The organism is Dyella sp. AtDHG13 (assembly GCF_003201105.1).
Classification (GTDB): Bacteria; Pseudomonadota; Gammaproteobacteria; order Xanthomonadales; family Rhodanobacteraceae; genus Dyella; species Dyella jiangningensis_B.
The window spans coordinates 401,827-420,866 of sequence record NZ_QICJ01000003.1; the positions used below are offsets into that span (position 1 = coordinate 401,827).

Consider the following 19,040-nt stretch of genomic DNA (forward strand, 5'->3'; position numbering starts at 1 on the left):
TTACGCGTGGAGTGTGGTCGGTTCTTTTTAGCGTTCCCGCGACCTGGCCGCCTACGTGGAAGCGCACGAAGGAGTCCATCACCACCACGCGACAACCGAACACAAAGTCACTGGATTCCTGCCTTCGCAGGAATGACGGTTCTTATGAAAGCACGTAGCTAGATTGTTCCGCGGACTCAATCCCCGCCCGGCACCTTCTTCCGGTACGGCTCCGCATTCACCGTTACATACTGTGGCTCTTCCGAATCCAGCCGCAGCGCGGTCAGCTGTCCGCCCCATACGCAACCCGTGTCGATGGCATGGATACCCAGGCCGGCGAAGCGACCGAGAGCGGACCAGTGGCCGCATACGATGCGTGTCTCGCGACGGCGCATGCCCGGCACCTCGAACCAGGGATACATGCCGGGCTTCTGCGTGCCTGGAATGCCCTTGCTCTCGAAATCGATGCGCCCCTGCACGTCGCAGTAGCGCATCCGCGTGAGGGTGTTGATCGAGGCGCGCATGCGTTCGACGCCTTGCAGGCGGCTGCTCCATGCGGCCGGTCGGTTGCCGAACAGGTTCTTGAGCAGGCGCGGGTGGCGTGGACCGCTGAGTTCGCGCTCGACTTCCTGGGCGGATCGCTGCGCCTGGCGCAGGGTCCACATCGGGGCCAGGCCAGCGTGGACCATCGTCCAATTGAGCTGCTCGTCGTGGTGCAGCAGTTTCTGCGAGCGCAGCCACTCCAGCAGCATGGGCGCATCGTCCGCGAACAGCACTTCGCGCAGTTCCGGATTGACCTTGGACTGGGCCTCGGGACGGCGCTGCGCGATGGCCAGCAGGCTCAAGTCGTGGTTGCCGAGCGTGACGATGGACTGTTCGCGCAGGCTGTGGATCAGCCGCAGCGTCTGCAGGGATTGTCCGCCGCGATTGACCAGGTCGCCGCAGAACCACAGGCGGTCGCTGGAGGGGTCGAAGCGGATCTTGTCGAGTAGGCGTTGGAGTTCGGGATGGCAGCCCTGCACATCGCCGATTGCGTACGTAGCCATCAGTGCAGGGTGCGCGGAATCGAGAGCGTGAACGGCGGAATCGGCGCCTCGAAACGGGTGCCGTCGTCGGCCACCATCTGGTAGCTGCCCTGCATGACGCCCACGGAAGTTTCCAGCACGGCGCCGGAGGTGTACTCGTACTCGTCGCCCGGGCGGATCCACGGTTGTTCGCCGACCACGCCTTCGCCGGTGACTTCTTCGACCTTGCCGTTGGAGTCGGTGATGATCCAGTGACGGGTCAGCAGGCGCGCGGCGACGTCGCCCGCGTTGTGCAGCGTGATCGTGTAGGCGAAAACGTAGCGGTTGTCGCCGGGACGGGATTGGTCGGGGACAAAGCGGGGTTCGACCTGCACGTCGATCGTGTAGGAAGATCGTTCATTCATGCCCCGATTGTAAGGGTTGTCGCGCCACATGGGTGAAGCTTGCAGGCGACTCGCTGAACCGGAGAAGCCCGCCGAATGGCCGATGGTCGATCAGCCGGCGGGCACGCGCGCGAGGCGGACGTAATCGTGCGGGGACAGCGTCTCGGCGCGGGCCTTGGGGTCCACGTCGGCGCTCATGATCGCGCTGCTGTCCATGAGGTTTTTCAGGGCATTGCCCAGCGTCTTGCGGCGCTGCGCGAAGGCGGCCTTCACGATGGCGTGAACGCGTTCCGGGTCGGCGTCGGGCAGTTGGTCGGGCGTCAGCGGAACCAGTCGCACGACCGCCGAGTCCACCTTCGGCGGCGGCCGGAACGCGCCGGGCGGCACGACGAACAGGGGCTCGACGCGGCAGGCCAGCTGCAACATGACCGAGAGGCGTCCGTAGACCTTGCTGCCGGGTTCGGCGGCCATGCGGTCCACCACTTCCTTCTGCAGCATGAAGTGCATGTCCTGGATGGCGCGGGCGTGCTCCACGCAATGGAACAGGATGGGGCTGGAGATGTAGTACGGCAGGTTGCCTGCCACGCGCAGCCGCTCCACGCCGTGGCGGTGCGCGAGCGCGGTGAAGTCCACCTTCAGCACGTCCGAATGGATGATGCTGAGTTCGCCGACGCTGGCGGCGCGCGCCTGCAGGTCGGGGATCAGATCCGTATCCAGCTCGATCGCCGTCAGCTTGCCCGCCGCCGCGAGCAGGGGCAGGGTCAGCGCGCCTTCGCCCGGGCCGATCTCCACGACGACGTCGTCCGGGCGCGGCGAAATCGCGCTGACGATGCGCTCGATGTAGCGCTTCTCGTGCAGGAAGTGCTGGCCGAAACTCTTCTTGGGGCGGGCGTTCATGGGATTCCTTGCGAAGCGGCGCGGCGGCGTGCCACCAGATCGAGCGCCATCTTCGCGGCCGCGATCAGGCTGGACGGATCGCCGCGACCGGTACCGGCAAGATCGAGCGCCGTGCCGTGGTCGACCGACGTGCGGATAAAGGGCAGGCCCAGCGTTAGGTTCACCGTGCGGTCGAACGCTTCGCTCTTGAGCACCGGCAGCGCCTGGTCGTGGTACATCGCCAGCACGGCGTCGTAGCGCTCGCGCATGGCGGGCACGAATGCCGTGTCGGCGGGCAGGGGCCCGAGCAGGTGCATGCCCTGGCCGCGCAGTGCGTCGAGCGCCGGAATGATGGTGTCCAGCTCCTCGCGCCCGAGGTGGCCGCCTTCGCCCGCGTGCGGGTTGAGGCCCAGCACGGCGATGCGTGGCTGGGATAGGCCGAACTTCTCGCGAAGTTCGCCGTGCACGATGCGCAGCACGCGCATGATGGTGTCGCGCGTGATGGCCGCCGGCACGGCCGACAACGGAAGGTGGGTGGTGGCCAGCGTCACGCGCAGCTCGGGGCTCGCCAGCATCATCACCACGTCGGCGCGGGCGCGGTTGGCGAAGAATTCGGTGTGTCCGCTGAAGGGGATGCCGGCCTCGTTGATGGAGGACTTCTGCAGCGGCGCGGTGACGACGGCCGCGTAGCGGCCCGCCATGCACCCGTCGGCGGCCTCGGCCAGCGTGGCGAGCACGTGGCGGGCGTTGGCCGGGTCCGGGCTGCCGGGCACCTCGGGGGCGCCCAGCGGCACATGCCGCACGCGTAGCTGCCCGGGTCGGCGCGCCGCGATGTCGCCGTCGTCGTCGATCAATTCCACGGGCAGGCCGCAGCGGCGGGCGGCGCGCTCCAGCAGGTGTCGATCCGTGATCGCAACGAAATTGGCCGCCAGCGGAGTGGCGGCCAATCGAACGAGCAGTTCGGGACCGATCCCCGCTGGCTCACCTGCGGTGACGGCCAGCCGGGGGAGGGTCTGGGTATTCAAACGGACCTCAGGAGGACTTCTGGCCCTGCTGCTGGGCGTTCGGGTCGCGCAGCTCGGGAACGAGGATGTTCACGTAGGCGCTGGAACGCATCTCGCGCAGGTAGTCGTCGTAGGCCTGCTCGGCCTTGCGGTTGCCGATGGCTTGGCGGGCCTGGTTGCGTTCCAGCTCGTCCGTGCGGTCGCTCTGGCGGGTGCCCAGGCGCTCCAGGATGTGCCAGCCGGCTTCGCTCTGGAACGGCTGCGAGATCTGGTCGTCCTTCAGCTCGGCCAGGTGCTGGGCAATGGTGCTGCCCCAGTCGTTCTGCATGAACCAGCCCATGTCGCCGCCGTTGTTGGCGGTGGTGTCGTCCTTGGAGTTTTCCTTCGCCAGCTTGGCGAAGTCCTCGTGCTTGTTGACGATGCGGTTGTACAGGTCCTCGGCCTTCTGATGGGCCTGCTCCGGGGTCATCAGCTCGCTCGGGCGGATCAGGATCTGGCGGGCGTGGAACTCCTGCACCACCTGGCGGCTGGGCTGGCGCTGCTCAATGAGCTTGAGGATGTGGAAGCCGGTCGGGCCGCGCATGGCGGGCGACACGTCGCCGGCCTTCATGCTGCCCACGGCATCGGCGAACGCCGGCGGAATCTCGTCCATGCGGCGCCAGCCGAGGTCGCCGCCCTCGAGGGCGTCCTGGGCATCGGAATAGCGGATGGCGGCGGCGTGGAAATCCATGCCGCCCTTGATGGCGTCCATGGCCTGGGTGGCCTTCTCCTGGGCGGCCTTGATGTCGGCGGCGCTGGCGCCGGCCGGCAGGCTGATCTGGATGTGCGCCAAGTGGACCTCGCCCGCCTTGTAGGAGGGGCTGGCCAGCATGTTGTTGATTTCGCTGTCGGTAATGGTCACCTGGTCGCGAACCACGCTGTCGTGCAGGCGCTGGGCGATCAGCTGGTCGCCCAGCTGGCGGCGGAACGCGGCGAAGCTGTTGCCGTCGGCCTCCACGGCCGCGCGCAGCTGTTCCGGCGTCATGTGGTTCTGCTGGGCCACGGCGTTGACGGCCTGGTCGACGTCGGCGTCGGACACGCGGATGCCCTGGTCGTCGGCACGCTGCACCTGCAGCTTCATCAGGATGAGACGGTCCAGCACCTGGCGCTGCAGCACGTCCATCGGGGGCAGCTGGCCGGGGTTGCTGGCGTACTGCTGCTGCACCGAGCGCACGGCCTCGTTCAGCTCGCTCTGCAGGATCACCCCTTCGTCCACCACCGCCACGATACGGTCGAGGGGCTGCTTGCCCTGGGCCGCCTGCGGCAACAGCTGGGCATGGGCGGGCAGGGCGGTCGCGGTGGCGATCGCGAGCAGGAACAACGCGAGAGGCTGCTTCATCAGTCCGGGGCCTTCAATCGCCGTGGGCGACAGGGAAGTTATTGATAACCAAGAATACCATTGCGAAGGATGTTTTCCGACTGACCGGTGAAGTTGCCCATGCCCTTGAACTCGATCTCGAACATGACCGCGGTGTTCGCCGAGCCAAGCTGGGTCGAGTAATCGTAGGTATTCACGTAGTGGCGTCCCACCAGGCGCAGCGCGACGCAACAGCTGTCGTACTCCACGCCGGCCAGGGCTTCCACGGTCTTCTTGTCCAGCACCGAATAGGCCCAGTGGCCGATCAGGCGCCAGCGGTCAGAGAGCGGATAGACCACGGAGGCGTCGTATTGTTCCAGCCAGGGAAGCTCCGTGCCGGGCTGGCGGCGGTAGCGGTAGGAGAAGTTGAGCACGCCGTCCGTCTTCAGGCGGTACTGCACGCCGATGGCGCCCAGGTCCGTGAGACTGGTGTTGGGGTTCCACTGGTACTGGGACGTCAGCTTCCAGGAGTCGTTGAGCTGGGTGGTGAGGTCGATCACATAGTCCGAGCCGGACCAGTTGGTCGGCGGCGTGACCGTGTTGGCGCCATTGGGCAGCTGCACGCGCTGCTGCGTGAAATAGCGGATCTGGCCGAAGTCCACCGACAGCCGCTCCACGCCGTTGTCGTCGAGCAGGCGCGAGGTCAGCATGGCGCTGAGGTTGTTCGCGTTGATCTGGCGATCCGCGCCCGAATAGGTGTTGGGCGTGAACAGCTGCCAGGTGTCGAACGACATCAGGTTGGTGTCGAACAGCGGGATGTTGTTCTGGTTGCGGTACGGCACGTACAGGTAGTACAGGCGCGGTTCGAGCGTCTGCGTGTAGCTGGTGCCGAACAGCGACATGCTGCGGTCGAAGATCAGGCCGCTGTCCACGCTGACGATGGGCAGCGAGCGGCTGGGCGAGCCGTTGGTGAACGGCGAGGCCTGGCCCGGCGCGAGCAAGCCGTAGTAACCGTACTGCTGGTAATTGCCGGTAAGGTCATAGCCCGTGTAGCGATAGGCCACCTTGGGCTTCACGAACCACGCGGCGCCCTGGAAATTGGCCTGCACATACGGGTACAGGTCCAGGCGGTTGCCTTCGACCGACTCGTTCTTGCGGAACGCGACCGCCTCGGTGTTGGCGCCCACGTCCAGCCAGCGGTTGATCGGGTAGTCCACGTTGAAGGTGGCGCGGGGCCAGCGCTTGTACTGCACGCTCGAGTCGGGCAGCGAGTAGTCGACGTTCTGGTAGTAGTCCGCGCCGATGCTGGCGTTCCAGTACACCTGGTTCCACCACTTGCCGCCACCATTGATGTAGGTGGACGAAGTCAGCTGGCCGATGGAAGCGGTGTAGAGGTCATTGCCGAAGTCGCGCAGGTAGTTGCGGTCCGACGCGCGGTTGATGCCGACGTTGAGCGACCACGGCCCGTAGATCTGCGTGTGGTCGTTGTACTTGAGCAGCCAGCGGTCCTTTCCTTCGGTGTTGGCCGTGCCATCCGGGTCGCTGTCGCCGTTGTCGTGCGGCAGGAACTCGAAGTTCAACTGGCCCAGGCTGCCGGGCACCAGGTAGCGGAACTCGGTGGCGAGCATCACGCCGCGGTCGGCATAGATGCGTGGGTCGAGCGTGGCGTCGTAGTTGGGCGCCAGGTTGAGGTAGTACGGCGCGCTGACCGTGAAGCCCGAGCGGCTAGAGCTGCCGATGGTGGGTGTCAGGAAGCCCGTCTTGCGCCGGTCGTCGATGGGGAAGGTGAAGCTCGGCAGCCAGAAGAACGGCACGTTGTACAGGTACATGGTGGCGTCATGCGCCACGCCCTCGCCGGTCTCCTTGTCCATGCGGATGTCCTTTCCGCGAAGTTCCCACACGTGATTGCCCACGTCGCAGGTGGAGTAGGTGGCGTTGAGGTAACGGCTGCGCTGCTCGTCCAGCTTCTGGCCCTGCACCGCCACGCCGTTGCCGCGACTGGCCAGCATCTGGTAGGCGACGTTGTCGGCAATGGCCGTGCTGGCGTCCTGGTTGCCGCGCATGTGGTCCGTCGACATCAACTGCCCGGCCTCCTGGTAGCGCACGTTGCCGCGCGCGTCGAAGTCGGTGCTGTCTTCGTTGTAGTCGGCCACGTCCGCCTGGATGCGCTGGTCGGCGCGATCGAGCTTCACGTCGCCCTCCAGGTGATAGACGGTCTGGTTGGAGCCGTCCACGCGCTGCGCCGTGACATAGGTGTTCGACGTGTCGCGGACCGAGCTGTCCTTGCTCATCGTCGGGTCGTAGAACGACAGCATCGCGTTCGGGCGGCACATGCTGTAGTTCAGCGGCCGCGGCGGGCAGCGGTACGAACCCAGCGGACAGGTGGGGACGTCCGACGGCCGCGCGTTGCTCGGCGGCGGCGTCGTGGGCGGCATCACCTGGTCGGGGTTGGACGGAGCCGTCGGGCCGGGCTGTTCCAGGACAGACTGTGCCTCGACCGGGCCACCGAACAGGGCAAGGGCGGCGGCAACCGCCAACAGGCGGCGAGGGGGCAGGTGGCGCGGAGGGAGCTTGGGCGTCACGATGGCAGTCTGTCGGCTGGGAGGCTCGTAAAACTAGCAGAAAGGCCCCATGGACGGCAGTTGGTGCACACCTTTCCGGGAGCAGGATTCAGCATGGCTGATCAGAAAATCGCCAAAAGCGACGACCAGTGGCAGCAGGAGCTGACGCCGCAGCAATATGCCGTGTGCCGCTGCTCGGCTACGGAGCCGCCGTTCAGTGGCAAGTGGTATCGCCACAAGGCCGCGGGGACCTATGTCTGCGTGGCCTGCGGGGCGCGCTTGTTCGCCTCCGAGGCGAAGTACGACTCGGGCTCCGGCTGGCCAAGCTTCTTCCAGCCGTTGAGTCGTCAGGCCATTGCCCTGCGGCAGGACGACACCCACGGCATGCGCCGCACCGAAGTGCGTTGCGCGGCCTGCGAGTCACATTTGGGTCATGTCTTTCCGGATGGGCCCAAGCCGACCGGCCTGCGCTACTGCATCAATTCGGTCGCGCTGGATTTCGTGCCGGCGGGCGCCTGAATCAGGCTTCGAGCAGCTCGCCCACGTGCGCGGCCACGCTGGTGGACAGGGCGAGCAGGTTGTAGCCGCCTTCCAGCGTGGACACCATGCGGCCCTGCGCATGCGCGCGGGCCACGTCGACCAGCCGCTGGGTGATCCAGGCGTAGTCCTCGCTGCCCAGGCGCAGGTCGGCCAGCGGGTCGTTGCGATGCGCGTCGAAACCCGCCGAAACCAGCAGCAGCTGTGGCTTGAACGCGTGCAGCTTCGGAATCAGTACGCCTTCCCACAGTTCGCGAAACTCGTAGGAACCGTCGCCCGGTGACAGCGGCGCGTTGACGATATTGCCCACGCCGTGTTCGTCCGCGCTGCCGGTTTCCGGGTACAGCGGCATCTGGTGGCTCGAGATGAACAGCACGCGCGGTTCGCGCGCGAAGATGTCCTGCGTGCCGTTGCCGTGATGGACGTCGAAATCGGCGATGGCCACGCGCTTGAGTCCATGTTCGGCCAGCGCATGCGCCGCGCCCACGGCCACGTTGTTGAACAGGCAGAAGCCCATGGCGCGGTCGGGCGTGGCGTGGTGTCCCGGCGGGCGCACCGCGCAGAACGCCTTGCCGCCTTGCGCGCCCAGCACGGCGTCCACGGCGGCGACCACCGCGCCGGCGGCATACAGCGCCGCCTCCGCCGAGCCCCGCGACATCAGCGTGTCTTCGTCGAGGCGGACGGTGCCCTCGTCGGGCGCGATGGCGAGGATGCGGTCCACGTGCTCCGCGCTGTGCACGCGCAACAGCTGCTCGCGCGTGACGCGCGGCGCTTCCACGCGGTCGAGTGCGGCGAAGCGGTCGCTGTCCAGCGCTTGCAGCACGGCGCGAAGACGCGCGGGAGACTCGGGCTGGGCCGGGCCGGGATCATGCTGCAGGCAGCTGGCGTGGGTGTAGAGCCGCAGCATGGATGCTTACGCCTGCGGCTTTCGGCGGCGCTCGTGATTCCAGAGCACTTCGCCATGGCCGCTGGCGCGGGCCAGGACGCGGGAAACGACGAACAGCAGATCCGACAGGCGATTGAGGTAACGCTGTGCCTGCGGGCGCACCTCCTCCACGCGACCCAGCGCGATCACCTCGCGCTCGGCGCGGCGGCATACGGTGCGCGCCAGATGGCAACAGGACGCGGCCATGCCGCCACCGGGCAGGATGAAATCCTTCAGCGGCGGCAGCGGATCGTTGAATGCGTCGAGCACCTGTTCCAGGCGTTCGATGTCCTCGTCATGGACCATCGCCATGCCGGGAATGCACAGCTCGCCGCCCAGGTCGAACAGGTCGTGCTGCACTTGGGTCAGCGCCTCGCGCACGTCGTCGCCGACGCCATCGGAGGCGAGCACCATGCCGATGGTGCTGTTGAGTTCGTCCACGGTGCCGTACGCGCCGACGCGCGGCGAATCCTTGGCGACGCGCGAGCCATCGCCCAGCCCCGTACTGCCGTCGTCGCCCGTGCGGGTGTAGATCTTCGAGAGCCGGTTACCCATCGTGGTCAGTGCGACAGCTTGGACGTGCCGGCGTGGCCGAGCAGGTGCGACAGCTGCACCACCAGACCGTGCATCACCAGGCCCAGCGCCACGTAGAGCGCCGTGGTCTCCAGGAAGAAGCCATACCAGTCGGCCATGTTGGAGAACCATGCGGCGAAGCTGCGCGGCTGCGGCACCGTGCTGCTCAGCCAGTAGTAGCTGCCGTTGGAAATCACATAGCAGGCCAGCCAGCTCACCAGCACGGCGCTCACGGCCAGGGCGAGGCTGCGGGCATTGAAGCCGGGCTTGCGGGCAGCCAACCAGCTGCCGCCCAGCCACAGGCTGAAGTACGACGGGACCAGGAACCAATAGCCCACCGAGACGCAGTAGTGATCCCAGAAATTGATGCCCTGGTTGCTGATGACCAGGTAGTCGAGCAGCACGGCCTCGGCCATCAGCAGCGGGAACGCCCAGCGCACCGAGCCGCGCAGCCAGAAGCCCGCCAGGAAGAAGATGCCCCACGACGCATCCCAGATGTCGTGATGGAACAGCGAAAGATGAATGCGGGTGGCGGCCATCACCGCGGCCAGGGCCAGAAAAATGCCGAGGCGCTGGGTCTGCGTCTTAGCCATGAGCTGCTCCAAAGAAAGGTCGCGTCGAAATCAATGCCTGAGTCTAGCGCAACTGGGCCTGCGCCTGAGTGGCGGCCAAGCGGAGACCGTGGACAGACGCTTAGCGCGTATCATTCGACGCCATGACGAACTCATCCTCTCAGGCCGGCGGCCGGCAGCCGGTGCTCATCGTTGGCGGCGGGCTGGTCGGCGCCAGTCTGGCCATTGCCCTGGACGCCGCAGGCATCGATGCCGTGATGGTCGAGGCCGCCGCGCCGCGGGTGGGCGAACAGCCCAGCTACGACGAGCGCAACCTGGCGCTGGCCCGTGCCACCGTGAACGGCCTGACCGCCATTGGCGTGTGGAAACACGCGCAGGCGCAGGCCACGCCGATTCGCCACATCCACGTCACGCGGGCCGGCGAGTTCGGCAGCGTGCGGATGGATGCCGCGCGTCACGGCGTCGACGCGATGGGCTGGACGCTGCCGGCGCGCGAACTGGGCGCGGCCCTGCTGCGCCAGCTCGACGAATGCACGCGCCTGCGCCGCCTGGCGCCCGCGCGCGTGGAGTCGCTGGAGCCGCTGGCCGACGGCTGGCGCGCGCGCATCCACACCAGCGAAGGCCCGGTGGATATCGACACGCCCTTGCTGGTCGGCGCCGACGGCACGGCGTCCTTCGTGCGCGACCGCCTGGGCATCGAGGCCGAGCGGCACGACTATCGCCAGACCCTGTTCGTCTGCACGGTCACGCCGGAGCGCGACCACGCGCAGCGCGCGTACGAGCGTTTCGCGGACAACGGCCCCATCGCCTTGCTTCCGCTCGCCAATCGCCGTTGCGGACTGGTGCTCACCGTGCCGCAGCACGAGGCCCGCGCGGTGGAGGCGATGGACGACGAGGCTTTCATCGCGCTGGCGCAGGAGCGCTTCGGCTGGCGCCTGGGGCGCTTGAGCCGACCGGGCAAGCGGCATCCGTATGCGATCCAGCGCGTGGCCGCACGCGCGCTGGTCTCGCGTCGCGCCGTGCTGGTGGGCAATGCGGCGCAGACGGTGCATCCCATCGGCGCGCAGGGTTTCAACCTCGGTCTGCGCGATGCGCTGACGCTGGCCGAATTGCTCGCCGGCGCAACCGATCCCGGTGCGGATGAGCTGCTGGCGCACTACGCCGCGCGTCGCGCGCCCGATCGCGAAGGCACCATGGCGATGAGCCACGGACTGGTTCAGCTCGCCTGCCTGCCGCAGCCGATGCTGGGGCCGCTGCGTTCGGTGGCCATGCTGGCGTTCGATCGGGTGCCGCCGCTGCAGCGCCTGATGGCGCGTCGAGGCATGGGTTTCCGCGGCGAGCCGCCTCGGGCCGTGCTGGAGCGCCTGCCATGAATACGGTGGTGAATTCCCGTCTTGAATCGTCCCGTCGCCGCGGTCCCGCGCTCGATGTCGCGGTGGTCGGTGGCGGCATGGTGGGTGCGGCGGCCGCGCTGGCGTTGGCACGCGCGGGCATCAGCACCGCGCTGGTCGAGGCGCGTGCGCCGGCGCCGTGGTCCGTGCATGACGACGTGGACCTTCGCGTCGTCGGCCTGGCGCCTTCCTCCGTGGCCCTGCTGGACGAGCTGGGCGTCTGGACGTCCATCCGCACGTCGCGTGCCAGCCCTTACGCGCACATGCATGTATGGGATGCTGCCAGTGGCGCGTCCATCCATTTCGATGCCGCCGACGAAGGCCGCGACCTGCTGGGCTACATCGTCGAGAACAACCTCGTGCAGTGGCAGCTGTGGCAGGCGCTCGATGCCGCCGGCGTGCGCCGCTTATGCCCCGCACAGGTCAGTGCCTACGAAGTGCTTGAGGACCGGGTGCAGCTGTCCTTGAGCGGTGACGCCGAAGCGGTGTCCGCGCGTCTGCTGGTCGCGGCCGACGGCGCAGCTTCGCCCCTGCGCGCGATGGCCGGCATCGCCACCGAGGGGCGTGATTACGCGCAGCGCGGCGTGGTGGCGCACGTGCGCACCGAGCGTCCGCATGACGGCACCGCATGGCAGCGTTTTATCGACACCGGTCCGCTCGCCTTGCTCCCGCTCGCCGATGGCCGCAGTTCCATCGTGTGGTCGCTGCCGGAAGACGAGGCGCAGCGCGTACTCGCGCTGGATGATGAGGCGTTTTTCCAGGCGTTGGGCGTCGCCAGCGATTTCCGCCTGGGACGCATCGTCGGCGCCACCGCGCGAGCGGCTTTCCCGCTACGCCTGCAGTTGGCCGAAACCTACCAGGCCGAGCGCTTCGTGCTGCTCGGTGACGCCGCGCACGCCGTGCATCCGCTGGCCGGGCAGGGCGTGAACCTGGGCTTGCGCGACGTGGCCGAACTGCGCGCCACGCTGGTGGCCGCGCGCGACGCGGGCAGCGATATCGCGGCGCCCCATGTGCTCCGCCGCTACACGCGCCGACGCCGCAGTGCCGACACGCTCGATGCGCTGGGCTTCGACGCGCTGGCGCGCATCTACGGCTGGCAGGCGCCGCCGCTGGTGGCGGCGCGCGGGCTGGGCGTGCGCCTGATCGACAAGCTGTCACCCATCAAACGCAGACTCGCGGAACACGCCGCCGGCCTGTAACCGGTTTTACGCACCGCAACGAGGAGAGCACGTCATGCGCATCGCCCGCCTTTGCAGTTTTCTGTTGTTCGCAGGATTCGCCGTCACCGCGCAGGCGAAGATGGTGGAAAAGCCCATCGAATGGACGCAGAACGGCACCACCTTCCACAGCGTGCTGATCTACGACGATGCCGTGGCCACCAAGCGACCTGGCCTGGTGATGGTGCCCAACTGGTACGGCGTGAACGAGCTCGCGATCAAGAAGGCGGAGATGATCGCGGGCAAGGACTACGTGATCCTGCTCACCGACATGTATGGCGCCAAGATCCGACCGACCAACGATGACGAGGCGAAGGCCGCGATCAAGCCGCTCTATGGCGATCGCGTGCTGATGCGCAAGCGCGCCAACATGGCGCTGGACCAGCTGAAGGCGCAGGCCAAGACGGCGCCGATCGATCTTGGCAAGCTGGCGGCCATCGGCTTCTGCTTCGGCGGCACGGCCGTGCTGGACCTGGCGCGCAGCGGCGCCGACGTGGCGGCCGTGGTGTCATTCCACGGCGGGCTGCAGACCGACGACCCGGCGCTGGCCAAGAACATCAAGGCGCGCGTGCTGGTGATGAACGGCGCCGACGACAAGGGCACCATGCCCGACGCCGACAAGTTCATGGACGAAATGCGCGCCACCAAGGCCGACTGGCAGTTCGTGGTGCTGGGCAACGCCGTGCATTGCTTCACTGAGACGGACCAGCACAGCGCCGGTTGTGCCTACGACGAGCGTGCGGCCAAGCGCAGCTATCGGATGATGCAGGATTGGCTGCATAGGGCGTTTAGCGGTACGCCGTAGTTCGGTATGAGGCGGGGCGCGTACTTTGCGCGGCCCCGTCACGCTAACGGACTTGGAGCGTTTTCAAGTCGCGCAAATCACCCACTGCTCCCTCACCGTCATCCCCGCGAAAGCGGGGATCCAGTGCCTTTAAGCATCGCGTAAAAAGGCCCAAAGTCGCTGGATCCCCGCTTTCGCGGGGATGACCGTGAGGAGATTGTGGATTTTCGCGAAACCCCGTACCGGCGCTCAAAAACTCCGCTGCACCGAATAATCCGCCAGCGTCGCCATGGCATCGCGCCAGGGCGAACTGGGCAGTACGCGCAGCGCATCGCGCGCGGCGTCGGCGTGCATCACGGCGCGTTCGTGGGTGCGCTCCAGGGCGCCGGAATCGCGGATGGCGGCGATGATGCGGTCCAGCGAATCCAGGCCGCCGTGCTCGATGGCGTGGCGCAGCGATTGCTTCTGCTCGGCATCGGCGCGCTGCAGCGCGTAGATCAGCGGCAAGGTGGGCTTGCCTTCGGCGAGGTCGTCGCCGATGTTCTTGCCCAGCGTGCCCGCGTCCGAGGTGTAATCGAGCAGGTCGTCGGCGATCTGGAACGCGTAGCCCAGCTGCATGCCGTAGTGGCGCAGGGCCGCGCACTGTTCCGCCGGCAGGCCGCCCAGCAGGCCGCCCAGTTGCGTGGCGGCGGCGAACAGCACGGCGGTCTTGCGCTCGATCACGTTGAGGTAGGCGGCCTCGTCGACGTCGGCGTTGCCGATGTTGAGCAGCTGCAGCACCTCGCCCTCGGCGATGGTGTTGGTGGTGTCGGCCAGGATGCGCATGATGCGCATGTCATCCAGCTCGACCATCATCTGGAACGAACGCGAGTAGAGAAAGTCGCCCACCAGCACGCTGGCTGCGTTGCCCCACAGGGCGTTGGCGGTCTTGCGGCCGCGGCGCAGGTCCGACTCGTCCACCACGTCGTCGTGCAGCAGGGTGGAGGTGTGGATGAACTCGATCACGGCCGCCAGCTTGATGTGATGCTCGCCGCGGTAACCCGCCGCGTTGGCGGCCAGCACGTGCAGCATCGGACGCAGCCGCTTGCCGCCACCGGCGATGATGTGGTCGGCGATCTGGTTGATCAGCACCACGTCGGACGACAGGCGTTGGCGGATCAGGGAGTCGACCCGGTGCATGTCTGCGGCGGCGAGCCCTCGGACGGCGGCAAAGTCGGCAGAGCGGCGGGTGTCGGCTTGGGTCGTGGTCATGAGGCGGTCGTAGCGTCGTATCGGGGGATTATAGAGAGAGTTGGGTGGCAGAAACCGCCGCGACACGGCACCACGGTTGGTTTTTTGGACCGAAACGTATAATCGCGGGCTGGTGCGACCCTTTTAAGAAGCCCCCGGTGAGCCAACTCTCCCCACTCGAGCGGCGCAGTGCGTTGACCCTGGCCTGCGTAATCAGCCTGCGCCTGTTCGGCCTGTTCCTGATCATGCCGGTGTTTTCGCTGTACGCGCAGCGCCTGCCGGACGCGACGCCCTGGCTGATCGGCCTCGCGCTGGGCGTCTATGGACTGGGCCAGGTACTGCTGCAGATTCCGCTGGGGCTCTTGTCCGACCGCATCGGCCGCAAGCCGGCGATTACCCTGGGGTTGCTGGTGTTCGCGGCGGGCGGGCTGGTGGCGGCGATGTCGCACACGCTGCTGGGCATCGTGATCGGCCGCGCCCTGCAGGGCATGGGAGCCGTGGCCGGGGCTGGCACGGCGCTGGCCGCGGACCTGACCCGGCCGGAGAACCGCAGCAAGGTCATGGGCATCATTGGCGTCTCCATCGGCGTGGCGTTCCTGCTGGCGCTGATCCTCGGGCCGCCGCTGGAAGCCCTGAACGGCCTGCCGGGCCTGTTTGCCGCCACGTCCGTGCTTGCGCTGGGCGCGCTGGTGCTGCTGTGGCTGATCGTGCCCACGCCGGAGCGGCCTTCCGCGCCGGCTTCCGCCTCGTTCGGCGGCGTGCTGTCGATGCTGCGTGACGCGCGCCTGCTGGTGCTCAACGGCTCGGTGTTCTTCCTGCACCTGCTGCTCACGGCCAGCTTCGTGGGCCTGCCGCTGCTGCTGGCCGATCGCCTTCAACTGCCGGTCAATCGCCATTGGGAGCTTTATCTCCCGGTGATGGTGATCGCCGCCTTCGTCATGGGCGCCTGCCTGCATCGCATGCGCGAGCTGGCGCAAAGCCTGCGGCTGGTGGCCGTATGCGTGGTGGCGACGGGGCTGGGCCTGCTCGGGTTTGCGCTATCCGGCACGCATGTGGCTGTGCTGGGGCTGGCGGCCGCAGTGTTCTTCTCGGCCTTCAACCTGCTGGAGGCGGCCTTGCCCGGCCTGGTGTCGCAGCTGGCGCCGGGTCCATTGCGCGGCGCGGCGATGGGGGCCTATTCCACCAGCCAGTTCCTGGGCGCCTTCGTGGGCGGCGCCATCGGTGGCGTGGCGCTGGGGCGCATGGGGCCGGAGGGCGTGTTCTTCTGCGCCGCGGCCCTGACCTTGCTGTGGCTGCCGCTGGTGCTGGCGGGCGCGCGCTGGATCGCCGGCGCCACGCCGCTGCCGGGTACGCCCGCCGAGGCGTCGAGCGGCGCCTGATCCGCGCAAAGAGGGCCCGAAAACGCATTGCGTTTGTGCCCCGCAGCCCCAATGATCGTGGCGCTGGGCGGCCTGTTGCCGCCGGATCGGCGGCGAGGTTGGCGGCCATGTCTCACCACATCATCGAACTCATCGCGCAGTACGGCTTGCTGCTGGTTTTCGTCAATGTGCTGGTCGAGCAGGCGGGTGTTCCCGTGCCGGCCGTGCCCACCATGATCGTGGCCGGCGCATTGGCGTCGATGGAGCGGCTCCCCTTGGCCGGCGTCGTCGCGGTGGCTCTGGTGGCCTGCCTGCTGGCGGACTACGCGTGGTACGTGGCGGGCCGCCATTTCGGCGGCAGCGTCATGCGCACCTTGTGCCGCATTTCGCTTTCCCCCGACTCCTGCGTGCGGCAGTCGGAGCTGCGTTTCCAGCGCTGGCGCGGCAGCATCCTGCTGCTCGCCAAGTTCGTGCCGGGTCTGTCCACCGTGGCGCCGCCGCTGGTGGGTGCGATGGGGCTGCGCACGGCGTCCTTCATCCTGTTCGACGGCCTGGGCTCGCTGATGTGGGTGGGCATGGCGGTCAGCCTGGGCTACGTGTTCGCCAACCAGATCGACGCCGTGCTGATGGCGCTGGCCAATGCGGGCAGCGTGGCGCTGATGTTCATCGGCAGCCTGCTCGCGCTCTATGTCATCGTGAAGTGGTGGCAGCGGCATCACCTGATGCGCACCCTGCGCATGGCCCGCATCACGGTAGAGGAACTCAACGACGCCGTGATGCAGGGCCGCAAGCCGGTCGTGGTCGACGTGCGTTCGGACGGCGCGCGGCTGGTCGATTCCCGCGTGATTCCCGGCGCCCTGCTGGCGGACGTCAACAGCATCGAGCGCATCGCCGAGGCCGTGCCGCCCGACACCGAGCTGGTGCTCTACTGCACCTGCCCCAACGAGTACTCCGCGGCGCTGGTGGCCAAGGCGCTGATGCTGCGCGGCTACAAGCGCGTGCGCCCGCTGCTGGGCGGGCTGGATGCCTGGGACGCGGCCGGCTACCCGGTGGATCGCGTGCCCGTGGCCGACGAGGTCGTGGTGTCCCACGCGGTGTGAGCCGCACGCCCCGTCGCCGGTGCGCGGGGCAAATTTTTACGGCTTCTATACGCGGGTAGCGGAAATCGCTACCCCTTTCTTATGCGCCGCTGCCGACAATTTTCTCCGTTAACTGACACGGTGAGTCGGGCATCCATGGACGCCATCTACCTGCTTTTCCTGATCGTGCTGTTCGCTGCGGCGCTCGGCTTCCTGCTGATCTGCGACCGCCTGGGCCGCCGCCCCTGACGTTTGCCTGTCGCCCCGGCCGGCGGCCGGACCTGCGCCTTTCCTTCGGGAGATTCCACCCATGAACGCGTTGTATTTCGTGGCTGCCGTGATCGCGGTGGCCTTGACGGGCTATCTGTGCGTGGCCCTGCTGAAGCCGGAGTGGTTCGAATGACCAGCTTCGACTTTTTCCAGGTCGTGATCTACCTCGCCGTGCTGCTCGTGCTGATCAAGCCCGTGGGCAGCTACATGGCGCTCGCGTTCGCCGACACGCCCAACGGCGTCAACCGCATTGGCGGCAAGCTCGAGCATATGCTCTATCGCCTTGCCGGCGTGCGCGCCGACGACCAGATGGGCTGGAAGCGCTACGCCATCGCCATGCTGGTGTTCAACCTGCTTGGCGCATTGGCGGTGTATGCCTTGCAGCGACTGCAGCCGTGGTTGCCCGCCAACCCGCAGCACTTCGACGCGCTGTCGCCGGACCTGGCGATGAACACGGCGATCAGCTTCATCACCAACACCAACTGGCAGGCCTATGGCGGCGAAAGCACCATGAGCTACCTGACCCAGATGCTGGGCCTGGCCGTGCAGAACTTCCTGTCGGCGGCCACCGGCATGGCCGTGCTGCTGGCGGTGATTCGCGGCTTCACCCGTCGCAGCGCGGACAGCGTGGGCAACTTCTGGGTGGACATGACGCGCAGCACGCTCTACGTGCTCGTGCCGTTCTCGCTGGTGATCGCGCTGCTGCTTTCCTCGCAGGGCGTGGTGCAGAACTTCAAGTCGTACGTGGACGTTCCGCTGGTGCAGCACACCACCGCCGTGGAAACGGTGAAGGACGCGGCTGGCAATCCAGTGAAGGATGCGCAGGGCAAGGACGTCACCCAGTCGAGCGTGGTCACCACGCAGACCTTGCCGATGGGCCCGGCGGCCTCGCAGATCGCGATCAAGCAGCTGGGCACCAATGGCGGCGGCTTCTTCAATGCGAACTCCGCGCACCCGTACGAGAACCCCACACCCTTCAGCAATTTCATCGAGATGCTGGCGATCTTTTTGATTCCGGGCGGTCTTTGCTACACGTTTGGCAGCATGGTCGGCGACCGTCGGCAGGGCTGGGCGGTCCTCGCCACCATGCTGCTGATCTTTGTGCCGCTCGCCTATGGCGCCATTGCCGCCGAGCAGGCCGGCAACCCGGCGCTGCACGGACTTGCGGTGGACCAGCAAGCTTCCGCGCTGCAGCCGGGCGGCAACATGGAAGGCAAGGAAACACGCTTCGGCATTGCCGCCAGCGGCCTGTTCGCCACCATCACCACGGCCGCCTCGTGCGGTGCGGTGAACAGCATGCACGACTCCATGACGCCGCTCGGCGGACTGGTGCCGATGTGGCTGATCCAGCTGGGCGAGGTGATCTTCGGCGGCGTGGGCTCGGGCCTGTACGGCATGCTCGCGTTCGCCGTGGTCGCGGTGTTCATCGCTGGGTTGATGGTGGGGCGCACGCCCGAATACCTCGGCAAGAAGATCGAGGCGCACGAAATGAAGATGGCGAGCCTGGCCGTGCTGGTGCCCTGCGCCCTGGTAGTGATCTGCACGGCCATCGCCGTGATGACGCCGGCCGGCGTGGCAGGCGTGGGCAACCCGGGTGCGCACAGCTTCAGCGAGATCCTCTACGCGGTGTCGTCGGCGTCGAACAACAACGGCAGCGCGTTCGGTGGCCTTTCCGCCAACACCCCGTTCTGGAACGTGCTGCTCGGCGTGTGCATGTACCTGTCGCGCTTCCTGCTCGCCATCGCGATGCTGGCGATGGCCGGCTCGCTGGCCGCCAAGCGCCACGTGCCGCCCTCGGCCGGCACGCTGCCCACGCATACGCCGCTGTTCGTGACCCTGCTTGCCTGCGTGGTGATCGTGGTGGGCGCGCTCACCTTCCTCCCCGCGCTGGCGCTCGGCCCCATCGCCGAATTCCTGATGTCGGTGCGCTGACCGGCGCA

18 protein-coding genes are annotated in these 19,040 nt (G+C 67.3%); 8 read left to right on the forward strand and 10 right to left on the reverse strand.

The genetic code is table 11. The features are described from left to right. Positions 1-176 precede the first annotated feature (176 nt). From BDW41_RS07870 to lptD, 6 genes are all read right to left on the reverse strand, one after another. Complete coding sequence (locus tag BDW41_RS07870) at positions 177-1,025, reverse strand: symmetrical bis(5'-nucleosyl)-tetraphosphatase (RefSeq protein WP_074545675.1); 849 nt, start codon at positions 1,023-1,025, stop codon at positions 177-179. Next, on the reverse strand, positions 1,025-1,408 hold the full coding sequence (gene apaG, locus BDW41_RS07875; RefSeq protein ID WP_026033765.1) for a Co2+/Mg2+ efflux protein ApaG: 384 nt from the start codon (positions 1,406-1,408) through the stop codon (positions 1,025-1,027). The genes BDW41_RS07870 and apaG overlap by 1 nt, the downstream gene beginning before the upstream one ends. 90 nt (positions 1,409-1,498) lie before the next feature. Then, positions 1,499-2,284 carry a 16S rRNA (adenine(1518)-N(6)/adenine(1519)-N(6))-dimethyltransferase RsmA gene (gene rsmA / locus BDW41_RS07880; protein ID WP_074545672.1) on the reverse strand — a complete coding sequence of 262 codons (786 nt, stop codon included), beginning with the start codon at positions 2,282-2,284 and terminating at the stop codon, positions 1,499-1,501. Then, positions 2,281-3,288 carry a 4-hydroxythreonine-4-phosphate dehydrogenase PdxA gene (pdxA, locus tag BDW41_RS07885; RefSeq protein WP_074545669.1) on the reverse strand — a complete coding sequence of 336 codons (1,008 nt, stop codon included), beginning with the start codon at positions 3,286-3,288 and terminating at the stop codon, positions 2,281-2,283. Before pdxA ends, rsmA begins: the two co-directional genes overlap by 4 nt. Before the next feature lie 7 nt (positions 3,289-3,295). Then, complete coding sequence (locus tag BDW41_RS07890) at positions 3,296-4,645, reverse strand: peptidylprolyl isomerase (protein WP_074545667.1); 1,350 nt, start codon at positions 4,643-4,645, stop codon at positions 3,296-3,298. A gap of 38 nt (positions 4,646-4,683) precedes the next feature. Then, complete coding sequence (gene lptD, locus BDW41_RS07895; protein ID WP_074545664.1) at positions 4,684-7,185, reverse strand: LPS assembly protein LptD; 2,502 nt, start codon at positions 7,183-7,185, stop codon at positions 4,684-4,686. Between the two features lie 93 nt (positions 7,186-7,278). On the opposite strand from lptD, the gene msrB reads away from it, so the two are divergent. Beyond that, positions 7,279-7,683 (forward strand): peptide-methionine (R)-S-oxide reductase MsrB, encoded by a 405-nt coding sequence (gene msrB / locus BDW41_RS07900; protein WP_074545661.1) that lies wholly within the window; start codon positions 7,279-7,281, stop codon positions 7,681-7,683. Position 7,684: 1 nt separating this feature from the next. Here msrB and BDW41_RS07905 read toward each other — a convergent pair whose 3' ends face one another. Genes BDW41_RS07905 through BDW41_RS07915 form a run of 3 tightly spaced genes read right to left on the reverse strand, consistent with a single transcriptional unit; the run spans position 7,685 to position 9,792 of the window. Then, positions 7,685-8,608 (reverse strand): histone deacetylase family protein, encoded by a 924-nt coding sequence (locus BDW41_RS07905; RefSeq protein ID WP_074545659.1) that lies wholly within the window; start codon positions 8,606-8,608, stop codon positions 7,685-7,687. Positions 8,609-8,614: 6 nt separating this feature from the next. Then, positions 8,615-9,181: a cob(I)yrinic acid a,c-diamide adenosyltransferase gene (locus tag BDW41_RS07910; RefSeq protein ID WP_074545656.1), complete on the reverse strand. Its 567-nt coding sequence runs from the start codon at positions 9,179-9,181 to the stop codon at positions 8,615-8,617. Positions 9,182-9,186: 5 nt separating this feature from the next. Next, positions 9,187-9,792: a hypothetical protein gene (locus BDW41_RS07915; RefSeq protein WP_074545653.1), complete on the reverse strand. Its 606-nt coding sequence runs from the start codon at positions 9,790-9,792 to the stop codon at positions 9,187-9,189. Between the two features lie 122 nt (positions 9,793-9,914). Between BDW41_RS07915 and ubiH the strand changes: the two genes are divergently transcribed. Genes ubiH through BDW41_RS07930 form a run of 3 tightly spaced genes read left to right on the forward strand, consistent with a single transcriptional unit; the run spans position 9,915 to position 13,184 of the window. Further along, positions 9,915-11,144 (forward strand): 2-octaprenyl-6-methoxyphenyl hydroxylase, encoded by a 1,230-nt coding sequence (gene ubiH, locus BDW41_RS07920; protein WP_074545649.1) that lies wholly within the window; start codon positions 9,915-9,917, stop codon positions 11,142-11,144. Continuing rightward, entirely contained in the window at positions 11,141-12,361 is a 1,221-nt protein-coding gene (locus BDW41_RS07925; RefSeq protein WP_074545644.1) for a UbiH/UbiF/VisC/COQ6 family ubiquinone biosynthesis hydroxylase, read from the forward strand. Before ubiH ends, BDW41_RS07925 begins: the two co-directional genes overlap by 4 nt. 34 nt (positions 12,362-12,395) lie before the next feature. Beyond that, positions 12,396-13,184, forward strand: coding sequence for a dienelactone hydrolase family protein (locus tag BDW41_RS07930; RefSeq protein ID WP_074545641.1), 789 nt, complete (start codon positions 12,396-12,398; stop codon positions 13,182-13,184). A gap of 228 nt (positions 13,185-13,412) precedes the next feature. On the opposite strand, the gene BDW41_RS07935 is transcribed toward BDW41_RS07930, so the two are convergent. Next, on the reverse strand, positions 13,413-14,414 hold the full coding sequence (locus BDW41_RS07935; RefSeq protein ID WP_074545636.1) for a polyprenyl synthetase family protein: 1,002 nt from the start codon (positions 14,412-14,414) through the stop codon (positions 13,413-13,415). 137 nt (positions 14,415-14,551) lie between these two features. On the opposite strand from BDW41_RS07935, the gene BDW41_RS07940 reads away from it, so the two are divergent. From BDW41_RS07940 to kdpA, 4 genes are all read left to right on the forward strand, one after another. Continuing rightward, the gene (locus tag BDW41_RS07940) at positions 14,552-15,772 is read left to right on the forward strand and encodes an MFS transporter (RefSeq protein WP_074545632.1); all 1,221 of its coding nucleotides are present in this window, start codon (positions 14,552-14,554) and stop codon (positions 15,770-15,772) included. A gap of 107 nt (positions 15,773-15,879) precedes the next feature. Next, entirely contained in the window at positions 15,880-16,851 is a 972-nt protein-coding gene (locus BDW41_RS07945) for a VTT domain-containing protein (RefSeq protein WP_074545628.1), read from the forward strand. Between the two features lie 289 nt (positions 16,852-17,140). Then, positions 17,141-17,233, forward strand: a complete 93-nt coding sequence (kdpF, locus tag BDW41_RS07950; RefSeq protein ID WP_074545624.1) for a K(+)-transporting ATPase subunit F — start codon at positions 17,141-17,143, stop codon at positions 17,231-17,233. Then, positions 17,230-19,032: a potassium-transporting ATPase subunit KdpA gene (kdpA, locus tag BDW41_RS07955; RefSeq protein ID WP_074545621.1), complete on the forward strand. Its 1,803-nt coding sequence runs from the start codon at positions 17,230-17,232 to the stop codon at positions 19,030-19,032. Before kdpF ends, kdpA begins: the two co-directional genes overlap by 4 nt. The last annotated feature ends 8 nt before the right edge of the window (positions 19,033-19,040 follow it).

What these genes read in the sequence shown, in the direction of transcription:
- BDW41_RS07870 (WP_074545675.1), bottom strand. Translation starts at nt 1,025, where the DNA reads ATGGCTACGTACGCAATCGGCGATGTGCAGGGCTGCCATCCCGAACTC.
- apaG (WP_026033765.1), bottom strand. Translation starts at nt 1,408, where the DNA reads ATGAATGAACGATCTTCCTACACGATCGACGTGCAGGTCGAACCCCGC.
- rsmA (WP_074545672.1), bottom strand. Translation starts at nt 2,284, where the DNA reads ATGAACGCCCGCCCCAAGAAGAGTTTCGGCCAGCACTTCCTGCACGAG.
- BDW41_RS07890 (WP_074545667.1), bottom strand. Translation starts at nt 4,645, where the DNA reads ATGAAGCAGCCTCTCGCGTTGTTCCTGCTCGCGATCGCCACCGCGACC.
- msrB (WP_074545661.1), top strand. Translation starts at nt 7,279, where the DNA reads ATGGCTGATCAGAAAATCGCCAAAAGCGACGACCAGTGGCAGCAGGAG.
- BDW41_RS07905 (WP_074545659.1), bottom strand. Translation starts at nt 8,608, where the DNA reads ATGCTGCGGCTCTACACCCACGCCAGCTGCCTGCAGCATGATCCCGGC.
- BDW41_RS07910 (WP_074545656.1), bottom strand. Translation starts at nt 9,181, where the DNA reads ATGGGTAACCGGCTCTCGAAGATCTACACCCGCACGGGCGACGACGGC.
- BDW41_RS07915 (WP_074545653.1), bottom strand. Translation starts at nt 9,792, where the DNA reads ATGGCTAAGACGCAGACCCAGCGCCTCGGCATTTTTCTGGCCCTGGCC.
- ubiH (WP_074545649.1), top strand. Translation starts at nt 9,915, where the DNA reads ATGACGAACTCATCCTCTCAGGCCGGCGGCCGGCAGCCGGTGCTCATC.
- BDW41_RS07925 (WP_074545644.1), top strand. Translation starts at nt 11,141, where the DNA reads ATGAATACGGTGGTGAATTCCCGTCTTGAATCGTCCCGTCGCCGCGGT.
- BDW41_RS07930 (WP_074545641.1), top strand. Translation starts at nt 12,396, where the DNA reads ATGCGCATCGCCCGCCTTTGCAGTTTTCTGTTGTTCGCAGGATTCGCC.
- BDW41_RS07935 (WP_074545636.1), bottom strand. Translation starts at nt 14,414, where the DNA reads ATGACCACGACCCAAGCCGACACCCGCCGCTCTGCCGACTTTGCCGCC.
- BDW41_RS07945 (WP_074545628.1), top strand. Translation starts at nt 15,880, where the DNA reads ATGTCTCACCACATCATCGAACTCATCGCGCAGTACGGCTTGCTGCTG.
- kdpF (WP_074545624.1), top strand. Translation starts at nt 17,141, where the DNA reads ATGAACGCGTTGTATTTCGTGGCTGCCGTGATCGCGGTGGCCTTGACG.
- kdpA (WP_074545621.1), top strand. Translation starts at nt 17,230, where the DNA reads ATGACCAGCTTCGACTTTTTCCAGGTCGTGATCTACCTCGCCGTGCTG.